General features: G+C 34.8%; 6 protein-coding genes. All 6 read right to left on the bottom strand.

Going from position 1 to position 12085, the window contains the following annotated elements:
* Window positions 1-33 precede the first annotated feature (33 nt).
* The 6 genes from J2Y38_RS14505 to J2Y38_RS14480 all read right to left on the bottom strand — a co-directional run bounded on the left by J2Y38_RS14505 (window position 34) and on the right by J2Y38_RS14480 (window position 12082).
* On the bottom strand, window positions 34-1566 hold the full coding sequence (locus J2Y38_RS14505; RefSeq protein ID WP_309843793.1) for a RagB/SusD family nutrient uptake outer membrane protein: 1533 nt from the start codon (window positions 1564-1566) through the stop codon (window positions 34-36).
* Between the two features lie 26 nt (window positions 1567-1592).
* A complete protein-coding gene (locus J2Y38_RS14500) occupies window positions 1593-4619 on the bottom strand; it encodes a TonB-dependent receptor (RefSeq protein ID WP_309843790.1) in 3027 nt (1008 codons plus the stop codon).
* A gap of 590 nt (window positions 4620-5209) precedes the next feature.
* Window positions 5210-6802, bottom strand: a complete 1593-nt coding sequence (locus J2Y38_RS14495; protein ID WP_309843787.1) for a solute:sodium symporter family transporter — start codon at window positions 6800-6802, stop codon at window positions 5210-5212.
* Window positions 6803-6805: 3 nt separating this feature from the next.
* Entirely contained in the window at window positions 6806-7822 is a 1017-nt protein-coding gene (locus J2Y38_RS14490) for a GntR family transcriptional regulator (RefSeq protein WP_073486360.1), read from the bottom strand.
* 68 nt (window positions 7823-7890) lie between these two features.
* Window positions 7891-10092 carry an alpha-galactosidase gene (locus J2Y38_RS14485; protein ID WP_309843781.1) on the bottom strand — a complete coding sequence of 734 codons (2202 nt, stop codon included), beginning with the start codon at window positions 10090-10092 and terminating at the stop codon, window positions 7891-7893.
* Window positions 10093-10111: 19 nt separating this feature from the next.
* Window positions 10112-12082 (bottom strand): sialate O-acetylesterase, encoded by a 1971-nt coding sequence (locus tag J2Y38_RS14480; protein WP_309843778.1) that lies wholly within the window; start codon window positions 12080-12082, stop codon window positions 10112-10114.
* Between the last annotated feature and the right edge of the window lie 3 nt (window positions 12083-12085).

The following is a 12085-nucleotide window of genomic DNA, read 5'->3' as shown; positions in this document are numbered from 1 at the left end:
TAAAAACTATTTTAAAAACTTTTCTAATTGATATTAATAACCAGGATTTTGATCTTCTGGATTAATCTCATCATTAAGCTTGATTTCTCCAATAGGAATAGGATAACGGTTATGAAATACAGCAATTGTACCGTTTTGTTTCGCCCATTTGTTGCGGGCACTTACTAATTCTACCAATTTTCCTGTACGAATAAGATCCATTCTTCTCCAGCCTTCAAATGCTAATTCACGCATACGTTCATCAAGAATTTGATCTCTAAACTGAGATTGAGAAAGTCCGCTCCACTTCATTGCTGCAGGTAATGTTCCTCCAAAAGCTCTTGTACGAACCTGATTCACATATCCTTCAGCTTCTGGTGTGCTTCCTAATTCATTTAAACATTCTGCGTAATTAAGTAATACATCCGAGTATCTGATGTATGCTTTATTTTTTCCTGAATTCCAAAACGATTGTCTTCCATCTACACGAATATCTTCGTATTTTTTAATGTGTGGATCCAATTCGTCTCCGCCAAAACCAGCAGGAAGTGTTGGTGTAACTCCTCTATAAGTAAAATCATAACGAATACTTGCATCTTTACGTCTATCACCAGCTTCCCATAATCCTCCATCAGTTTTGTCTTTATAACAATATTGAGTAGGAAGTATAAGGTCATAACCACCAAAATAAGCATATTGGTCTATATTTGCCAAAACTCTTGAACCTGTCTGCCATTGTATCTGGTTGTTATCAGGCCAGTTATTATTATACTGCCATTCATATAAAGATTCTGAAGAATTAGCATGATCCGGACTAAAAACATCTGCGTAATTAGACAGTAAACTGTACTTGCCAGATTTAATAACTTCTTCAAACCATTGCTTTGCTTTAGCATAATCACGGTATCCTGACGCTTCTGGAGCATATAGATATACTTTTCCTAAAAGTGCCTGAGCTACACCTTTTGCAGGAAATGCAGGATTGCTTTGTGTTACAGGAAGTTTTTGAATTGCTCTTTCTAAATCGGCAACTATAGTAGAATAAACCAAATTCAGAGGCTGACGTTTTAAACCATATTCTGCAGTTTTTGCTTTATCATTAATCGGTATTTCGCCCCAATATTGTGTAAGTTCAAACATTAACGTTGCTCTTAAAAAACTAGCTTCGCCCATTAAAAGATCACGTTTTGCACTATCTTCTTCGGTATTGATTAATAATGCTCTAACAGATTGTGCAGCTACTTCAATTACTGGCCATCTGTCATTCCACAATTGTCCAATTGGCTGATTTTCCTGACTTAGAAAACCATTGTATAAATCAAGTCCTGCCTGGTTTGCATCTCCGGTTACCTGCAAAGCCCCTTGTTGTGCTTCGTCTGTACCTAGAGAAGTATAAAGTCCTGCACGGTCTTTTTGCATATTTCTCCAATTCGTTATAGCTCCCAAGAGAACAGGCTCTATTTTACCTAAACTGCCATATGCCTGTGCAGCAGTAAGTGAACTTTTAGGCTCTTCTTCTAAAAAATCTGAAGAACAGGAAGCTGATAATATTGCTAAGGCCATAAAGGCTATAATTTTTGCTTTCATAAAAATAATTTTTAAAATTAATTTGATTAAAGAGATACATTTAATCCCATAACTACCATTCTAGATAAAGGATAAGAATCTCCTCCCTCAGGATCATAACCTTTATATTTAGTTATAATAAATAGATTAGATCCCGTTACATAAAACCTTACATTTTTAAGAAAAACACTATCTGCAACTTTGTCTTGTAATGTATACGATAATGTAAGTGCATTTAATCTTAGGAATGAAGCATCTTGTATTGCCTTATCTGTCTCTCCTAAAGTGTATCTTCCTCCTCCATAATAAGCTCTTGGAACATCTGTATTAGTATTGGTTGGAGTCCAACGATCCAAAAGATCTGTATGCGCAGCGCTCATTCCTCCTGAGTTCATATAGCTTTCGTAAATACCACTAGGTCTTTTACCTCCTATTGAATAAGCAAATACTGCATTTAACGCAAAACCTTTATAATTAAGGTCTGTAGAAAAACCACCATAATAATCAGGATTCAAATCGCCAACCACATATCTGTCTTTATCGTTTATTACACCATCACCATTACGGTCTTTAATTTTAATATCACCAGCCTGAACAGTTCGGCTTCCATAATTTATTCCACTAAGGTTTTCTCCCTGCTGTGCTATACCGTCATATTGAAACACATAAACTGTGTTTACCGATTGACCTAAGAAAAAGTTTCCAGTACGCTGAATCTCATTGTTACTATAACCACCTAGATTGTATATCTCTGTAGCATCTCCATAAAGTTTTGTAACTTTATTTTTTGCCGATGATATATTGGCAGAAACATTCCATTTAAAATCTTTGTTTTTAATAATGTCACCGCTAAGTTCTAATTCTATACCCTCATTAGTTGTAGAACCGATATTATCCAGCTTATATTTATATCCAGATGAAACCGGCATATTACGCAGCATTAAAAGATCGTCATTATTTATATGGAAATAATTAGCGCTTGCAGTCAATCTGTTTTGAAAGAAACCAGCATCCAGTCCAACATTAAATTGTTTCTGTTTTTCCCATCTTAAATCAAAATTATCTATATAATTATCAGACACGTAAGTACCAGAATTATTACTAACTTGTGCATTATATAAGGCAAAATATCTGTAAGCATCTACATTTTGATTACCCACCATACCGTAACCTACACGAAATTTAAGCTGATTTAATTTTTCAAATCCTGAAAGGAAATTTTCTTTAGCAATATCCCAGCTTCCTGCTATTGAAGGGAAAGTTCCCCACTTATTATTTGGACCAAATTTAGAAGAACCATCTCTTCTTATTGTACCTGTAATATTATATTTGCCATCATAAGTATAGTTCGCTCTTGCAAAATACGATTGGTTTGAATAATCTGTAAAATTCGAGCCTAACTGTGCATTATCTTTTTGATATGCTCCTGATAATGCCATATAGGTCAAATCATCACTAACAAATCCGCGGGCTCTAACATCAGTAGTATTACCTGAATTACTCATTACAGAAAATCCTCCCATTACGCTTACGTCATGCTTTGCAGCAAAAACTCTACTGTAACTTACGGTATTATCCCACTGATAATTAAATTGTGAATATCTGTAGTGATGCGCTTCCCCATCCATCGAATTTCGAAGTGACTGTCCTGTGTAGCTTGGCACATAATCAAAATTTGCCTGATCTGTAATATCTACAGATAAATTTGTTCTGATATCAAGTCCTTTTATTGGTTTTGCACTTAAAAAGTTACTGCTTGTAATTCTATTACGTGTGCTTGTATTTATGATATCAAGACTTTTTATTGGGTTATAAAGATTCTGGTCAAATACTTCACCGTATCTAAGATAAGTAGCCTTAGAGTCTATAGGCAATAATGGATTTGCTCCCAATGCCACACCAAAAGCACTGCCTTCCTGATAATCACTCTTACTTCTTGAAAAAGTAGTATTGGTACCAAATTGCAGCCATGATTTTAAATCCTGCGTAAGGTTAATTTTTCCATTATATCTTTTAAAATCAGAGTTTTTAAGAAGTCCTTCCTGGTTAACATAATTAAAACTTACAAAATAAGTTCCTTTTTCTCCTCCGCCGCTAAAACTTAAATTATGATTTGTTTGAAAACCTGAACGTGTTACCTGATCCAGCCAATTGTAACTTTTACCAGTTCTGTAAGATTCCAGTTCATAAGGTGCAAAAACAGTCGAACCATCTGATTTAATTTGATTAACATAAGCAGCACGATCGGCTCCAGGATTTTCATCCATATAACGATTTGCGTAAGCATCAACTCTTAGGTCAAATAACTGCTGGCCATTCATCAACGGGATCGTTTTTGCAAATTCAGATACACCTGTCCATGTATCATACTGTATTTTTGCTTCTCCTGATCTTGAACCTTTTTTTGTCGTAATTACGATTACTCCATTAGCTGCTCTTGAACCATATAGTGCAGTAGCAGAAGCATCTTTAAGAACTTCCATACTTGCAATATCATCAGGATTAATGTTTTCAAAATTGCTGTCGGTAACTAAACCATCGATTACAAATATTGGATTACCTCCAAAATTTAGAGAGTTATTACCCCTAATTCTTATTGAACCTGCCTGACCTGGTACAGCACTTTGCTGCACATATACACCAGAGGCACGTCCTTGCAGTGCCTGCACTACGTTTGGAGTAGGAACTTCTCTAAGCTTATCACCAGAAACGCTGCTTACTGCACCCGTTAGATCTCCCTTTTTCATTGAGGCTCCAACTATTACAATTTCATTTAATTCCTGTGGACTTGGAATTAAAGAAACATTAATTTCTGATTTATTGGCTGCAACGGTCTGCGTATTAAATCCTATAAACTTAAACTCTAAAGTTGAGCCGGATTTTACGTTTGACAATTTATAACTGCCATCTATGTCTGTTACTGTAGAATTCTGTGTACCTTTTACCAGAATTGTGGCACCTGGCAATGGTAGATTTTCATTATCTGTAACTTTACCGGTTATGGTTTGGGAGCAAAGTGTCCCGGCTGACATCATAACTACTAAGAAGCATAAGTATCTTATTGCAATTCTCATAATAATTTGGTTTTTTAGTTAATAAATTAGTGAGTTAGTTTTATTCTTTTTATTGAGCATTAAAATATGAGAAAACGAATTGACTTATACTATACTATACTACAACATTACAAACATACAAATATTTTCATTACATCCAAATTTATGTTTTAAGAATTTCATATTTTTTTTGATGATTTATTTCGGCTTTAATAGAAATACCAAGCTTTAAAAAGGAAAAAGAAAATAAAGGAATAATTAATTTAAAGAAATCTCAGACAAAACTGAATAGCGTTTTAGCTTAAAACAAAGAAAACAGGTATAATTTACCTGCAAAATCAAAAAGCCATTTTTGAACAATTTTCAAGATATTTCATCCCAAATATGAATAAAAAAAGACGCATTGCTGTGCGTCTCTACAAAAAATTGGGATGTTTGAATTGTCAATTTTATAATTAATTATATCCACAACGCATATCCGTAGAGGCGCACAGCAGTGCGTCTACGTCAAGTATATCAAATGTTGTGGTTACGTTGCGCAAGACGCACTGCTGTGCGTCTCTACATAAATCTTTGTCCCTAAAAATCTTAGAACCTCAGCACCTAAAAAACTAAGCTATTCCCCATTTCGAAAACAAAACAAAAATACTCACCATACCAATTATTAAGGCCGTAAAATACCAATAACGGTTTTTCCAAGGCGATAATTCGACCGATTCTAATTTTATTTCGACATAATTATATTTCGGATAAAACTTAGAAACCAGCAGCATGCATACAGAAGTAAGCACAAATAAAAGTGCCAGCATGTGCAAATAATGTAGTTTAATATCGAGTACGTAATTAAAAATAATATAGCCTAAAATAAAGAATATCATTCCCATTTTTGCGGCCTGCGGCGGTACTTTTTTGAAAACAAAACCAATCAGAATAATGGTGAAAATAGGCAGGCAAAACATACCGCTCAACTGCTGTAAATAAGTATAAAAACCAGCTTTACTGAACAATATAAACGGAGCCGAAAACATGGCTAAAGCCGATACAATGATCTCAAATTTGCGTCCGGTGTAAACTAAATGTTTTTCGGTTACTTCTTTGTTTTTCTTCTCTAACCACGGTTTATAAAGATTCAACACAAATAATGTACTGCTACTGTTAAGCCCTGCATTAAAAGTACTTATGGCTGCTCCCAAAACAACTGCGGCCGTTAAACCAATCATAACTCCAGGCAATGTGTCTTTGATAACAAGCGGAAAAACTTCAGCTGTATTTTCAAGATTTTGGTAAAGATGAACCCCAACTAATCCAGGAATATTGATGATGAAAGGACATAATAGTTTTCCTAAACAGGCAAGTCCCATTCCTTTTTGACTGTGTGATAAGCTTTTTGCCGAAAGTGCCTGCTGTACAATAAACTGCTCCATTCCCCAATAGTACAGGTTCATAATAAACATTCCTGTAAAAATGGTGCTCAGCGGAATTTCATCCTGTGGTCCTCCTATAGAATTTAAATGTTCTTTATGTTCTGAAAGCAAAATATGAAGTCCCTTGAACCAATCTCCATTTCCTAAAAATTTAAATCCGAAGTAAGGAAAAGCAATACCAATGGTCAATAATCCAACACTTAAAACAGTGTCACTAATTGAGATAGCACGTAAACCTCCTAAAACCGAATAAGCACAGCCTGTAAGACCTATCAGCCAAACCATAACCCAGATATTCTGCCAGTACGTTAATTCTAAAGGATATAAAAAATTGAACATTCCAGTTAGGGCAACTGCACCGCCATATAATACTGCCGGAAGTAAATTGACAATATAACTGCATAAAAATATAATCGACACGAGTCTTTTAGTCGAATCGTCATAGCGTTTTCCCAGATAATCCGGAATTGTCATAGCTCCGGTACGAAAATATATAGGCAGAAAAAACTCGGCAACAAGTAGCATGGCAAGCACAGAACTTACGCCCCAAGCCATAACGCTCATGTTGTTGGTGTAGATGGATTCGTTTTCGCCTATAAACTGGTTGGCGCTTATATTGCTGAGCAATAAAGCGCCTCCAACTATAAAAAAGTTATTGTTATGATCTGCAAAAAAAAGCCCGCTTGTGGTTTGTACCTTTCTTTTTCGTGTTTTTATGGCTGAAATAACAGCGACTAAACCTGTAATCAGTAGAAAACTAACAATGGATAAAACATTCATAAACTACAACGAATTTCTATCAATAAGAATTGTTGGAATAATCTCTTGTGTCTTTTTTCTATTCAACACAAAATCAGCGGCTCTTTTTCCCATTTCAGAGAAATCTGTAGAAAATGTGGTTACACCATCAAAGATGATTTCTTTTACAATATCATCGTTGTGCGAAATAAAACCAATGTCGGTACCAATTTTAAGTCCTTTTATTTTAGAGTCTTTCAGCATTTCCCAAAGTTCCAGATTGTGAATCGTAAAATACACTTTTCCTTTTTCCAGAGAACCTGCTGTGTATTCTTCTTTTATAACTCCTTTGATATCATAATCCTTCATGAACCTTTTAAATGAATTTAAAATTTCATTAGGTTCTGCAGACGATGGCTTGAAAAAGAAAACAAGTTCATCGTACTTTTTAATTTTATCTTTAAGCTGCACAAAAGCATTGTAAGACGAATCTCCAAACTCTTGTGCAACATAATTGTAATCTTCATCTGTTTCTATAAAACGGTCAACCAGCAATACTCTGTTTGTTGGCAGCTGTTTTAAAACATCCGGTGTTTTTTTATTCGGAATCGGAGCGATAACAAACATTCCGTATTTTCCTTTTATACTTTGAATTATATTTTCAAACGTATCAAAATTATTGTGATGGAAAAAGATATCCAATTGTACATTTTTTCCAAGTCCTTTTCTGAAATTTTCATAAAACGTTTCCTGAAAAATATCAAATGCAAATATCAGCAGTGCCACTTTTAATTCTTGCTTTACATCGTTTGTAGCAACGAAATATCCAAGTCGGTTTTTTGATTCGATAATTCCTCTGTGAACAAGTTCTTTATAAGCTTTGGCAATAGTTTCTCTTGCAAAACCCAATTCGCTTATAAAAGTATTTACAGATGGAAGCAGATCACCTTTTGTTACTACCTTTTCATCAATGGCATTAATTATTCCCTGAACCAGCTGCTCGTGTTTGGATAGGGAATTAATTGATTCAAGGTTTTTTATCTGTTGAATAATTTGCTTCATAAACGTTTTAATAGGTATTTATTTAGAAAATATATAGTACAAATATATACTAATGTTTGAAATTTATTTTAGGCCTTCGTGATTTTTAAAACAACGCTGTTATTTGATACTGTTACATTTGGATTAATTCCAACCTGCATTAAAAAATCACCAGAATATACTGCTGTTTCTACAGAAGCTTTTTTATCCGGATACACATTGATTTCTTCTACTTTGTAGTTTTGTCCTGCTTGTAACCCTTTTAATTTTATTGGAAGATGTGTTCCTGCTTCATATCTTGAATTAACTGAATAACTAAACATTACGGCTTCGTTTCCGTTTTTGTTCACAAACATTACCGATGCTGCATCATTACCCCACGGATTTTGCAGACGATATTGATCTCCCTGCCAGATTGTTCCGCTTAATGCGTTGTAGTTTTTGATGGCTTGCTGTGTAAATGCTAAATCTTTTTCGTTTAAATCTTTAACCACAATATCAAAACCCAATCTTCCCATCATGGCAACATCTGTACGGTATTTTATAGATTGTTTACCCCAGTCTGTAACGTGCGCCGCAATAGTAAGTGCCGGATAAAAATACGAGTATTCCCATTGCATATATACACGCTCTAAAGGATCTGTATTATCACTTGGCCAGAATTCAGTAAAGTATTTTAAAGCTCCATAATCCACTCTTCCGCCGCCGCCAGAACAAAGCATCATTGGTACTTTTGGATATTTTACACGAATGCGTTCTAAAACTTTATAAAGTCCGTTTACATAATCCGTATAAAAATTATTCTGATTGTCTTTTAAATTACTTGAATATGCGTTATAAATCACTGCATTACAATCCCATTTGATATAAGCCAATTCCGGGTTTTGAGTAAAAAGATTATCAACAACTCCATAAACAAAATCCTGAACTTTTGGATTTGATAAATCTAAAACTAATTGATTACGGAAATAATGTTCTGCTCTTCCCGGTTGTTTGATTACCCATTCCGGATGTTTTTTATACAAATCACTCGCCGGATTTACCATTTCCGGTTCAATCCAGATTCCGAATTTTACCTGATTGTTTTTCGCTGTTTTTATCAAAGTTCCAATTCCGTTTGGTAATTTCTTTTTGTTCACGTCCCAATCTCCTAAAGCCGCATCATCATTGTTGCGTGGATACGTATTTCCGAACCATCCATCATCTAACAAAAACATATCAACACCCAGTTTTTTACTATCGGCGATAAGCACTTTAAGCTTTTCTTCATCAAAATTAAAATAAGTCGCTTCCCAGTTATTCAATAAAGTTAAACGATCTCCTTTTCCGTCAAGGATTTTATGACTTCTTGACCAGTCGTGTAAATTACGGCTTGCCGTTCCTTTTCCTTTTGATGAAAAAGTGTACCAAAATTTAGGCGTTGTAAATACTTCGCTTTTAGCCAGTTTATAAGCCGCCGCTGCATTATTTATTCCTGAAATAACACGAAGATTATTTAAAGGATCTAATTCTAAATCGGTTCTAAAATTTCCTGACCATTCTAAACCTGCAAACAAAACTTTTCCTTCGTCTTCTGAAGCTGGTTTATCTAAAGAAACCATAAATACAGATGGCTGAAATAAATTAGTACGTGATCCTAATTTAGAATCTAAAACTTTGATTCCGTGCGTTAATTTAGTTTCTTCCGGCTGCATTTCTTTTGCCCAGTCACCATGATATTGGTTCAGGTAAAAGTTATTATATCCTTTAAGATATAAATTAGCCGAAGCATACTTATTTAAAGTAATACTTGCTTTTTCGTTATGCTGAATGGTTGTCCACTGCTCAATTACATCATTATCAAAATAAGACTGAATAAACAAATGAACCTCAACCGGATAAACAGGATCTTTTAGCGTAATATCAGTTTGAAAAACTCCTGTACTAATTTTATTTGTTTCATGACTTACGTATAACAAATCAAGCGAAGTATTTCCGTCAGCGTGTGTTACGGTAATAGCAGGTTCTAACAAATTTTTAGATCCCGATGCCGTATAAGCCGCATTATAAATACCAGAGTAATCTGTTCCCTGACGAAACTGAGCTTGTATTTTTGTGTAATCTGAATCGTTTGCCAGTTTTTCTCCTAAGTAAATAGTGTTTACTTCTTTCCCGGGAGTTACTTGTAAAACCAATGCGTTGCTTTTTGTTTTTACTGTAATAATCTGTTGTGCAGTTATTGAACAATAACTCGAGAGAATAAAAAATGCTATCGCAAAAGACTGCCTTAAAGTTGTAAATTGTTTTTTCATTTTATTATGTGTTATTTTCTTATTTCTTTTTTTGTGTAATTCCTGCCCAGTTATCTGTTCTAAAAGAAGATGCCGGCAATCCCGAAGCATTCATTAAATTTCCGTTTGGATTGTCTGCCCAATTGTATCGCACCGAAACCGGATTTGGAACTTCCTGCGCATATACTTCTACTTTTCCGTTGACTATTTTGGCTTCTGCCCAATGAAATTTCTGGTCTGCTCCAGCAATCGAAAATCCTTTTAAAGAATTGTCTTTTGCTTTTATATTTTCATTAAAATCAAAATCAACCGTAATCACATTTGCTTTAACAGAATACGATTTATAAAGCGGCCCCGAATACTCAATTTTAGTATTGTAAACTTTTGCCAAAGCAATATTTGCCAAACGCGCTCCAACATCTTGTTTGTTTTTTGGATGAATGTCTTCTCCGTTTCCGATATCAGTTGTTACAGCCATTCCGGTATTTGGCAGTTTTAAAGCCATAAATTGCGCTTCTCTTAACTCTGCCCAATCTGAATCTCCGGGTTGTTGTTTTTGCTGTTTATAATTAGCTAACTGAACATAGAAAAATGGAAGATTTTTATCCTTGAATTTTTCTCTCCAGTCGTTTATCAGCAACGGTAATAATTTTTGATATTGAAAAGCTCTTTCCGCATTGCTTTCTCCCTGATACCAGATTACTCCTTTTATTTTATAATCTAACAAAGGCGCGATCATCGCATTATAAATCGCACTTGGTCTGTTTTGTCCTTGTGCCAAATAGGGTTTAGCTGGTAAATCTTTACTGTCTGCACCAATATTATATTTCCAGTCTCCGGCTAATGAAAGAGTTTCATTTTCAGATTTTAATGTGATTTTTTCATCGGCATAAACTCCCCCGTTTCCTGCTCCGTCAAAGACTCTGATTGTGATGGTGTTTTCTCCTTTTTTCAGAAACTTAGCCGGAATTGTATAATGACGCTCTACATTATAACCTTTGGTTTCTCCAACATAATTTCCATTAATCCAAAGTATATCGTCGTCATCGGCATAATAACTCAAGTTAAAATCTTTATTATTTTCAGAGATTGTAAACTTTTTTCTAAACCAGATTATTCCATCAAAATTGGCTAATCCGTTGCTGTCAAAAAAAGAAGGCAGTTTCATGGTTTTCCAGGAAGAATCATCAAAGTTTTCTGTTGCCCAAATTGCTTTTTCCTGCTGCATGCCTTTATCAGCATTTGCAACTTGTTTTTCCCAGACAGCCAAATCAGCATTGTATTTTTGCTGTAAAGCTTCTCTGTTCGTTTCAGATTTCATCGCTTCGATTTCGGTATCAAAATCATGAATTGTGCTTAACGCTCCAGAACTCGTCCAGACTTCAATAAGCGTTCCTCCCCACGAAGAATGAATTAATCCTATCGGAATCTTTTTTTCTTTGTAAATTTTTCTGGCAAAAAAATAAGCTGTTGCGCTAAAGTCGGCAATCGTTTTTGGACTGCACACATTCCATCCTTCGTGCTGTACTTTTAATGTGTTTAATGGTAAAGTACTTTCGATATGTTCGGCTTGTAACAATCGTATTTGCGGATAATCAGCATTTGCAATTTCTTCTTTATAATTATCTATTTTTCCCCAGCCTTCAAGAGGCATTTCCATATTACTTTGTCCGGAACACAGCCAGACTTCACCAATTAAAATATTTTGAAGCGTTTTTAAATCTCCGTCATTTATAGCAATAGAATAAGGTCCGCCGTAAACAGGCGTTTTTAAAATCACATTCCATTTGCCGTTTACGACATTGGCTTTATATGTTTTTTTATCCCAAGAAGTTGTAACCGAAATGGATTGCTTATTGCTTTCTCCCCAAAACGGAACTGCGCTTTTTTGCTGCAACACCATATTATCTGTAAAAAAAGAAGGCAGTGTTACCGCAGCTTTTACAACATTTGATGAAAGTATCAGCAACAATACAACTAAAATGGTTTTCTTAAAAAAATGTCTTTTCATATA

This window comes from Flavobacterium sp. 2755 (assembly GCF_031455715.1).
GTDB lineage: Bacteria > Bacteroidota > Bacteroidia > Flavobacteriales > Flavobacteriaceae > Flavobacterium.
The sequence above is the reverse complement of the archived record's forward strand: the minus strand, read 5'-3'. Positions and strand labels throughout refer to the sequence as shown.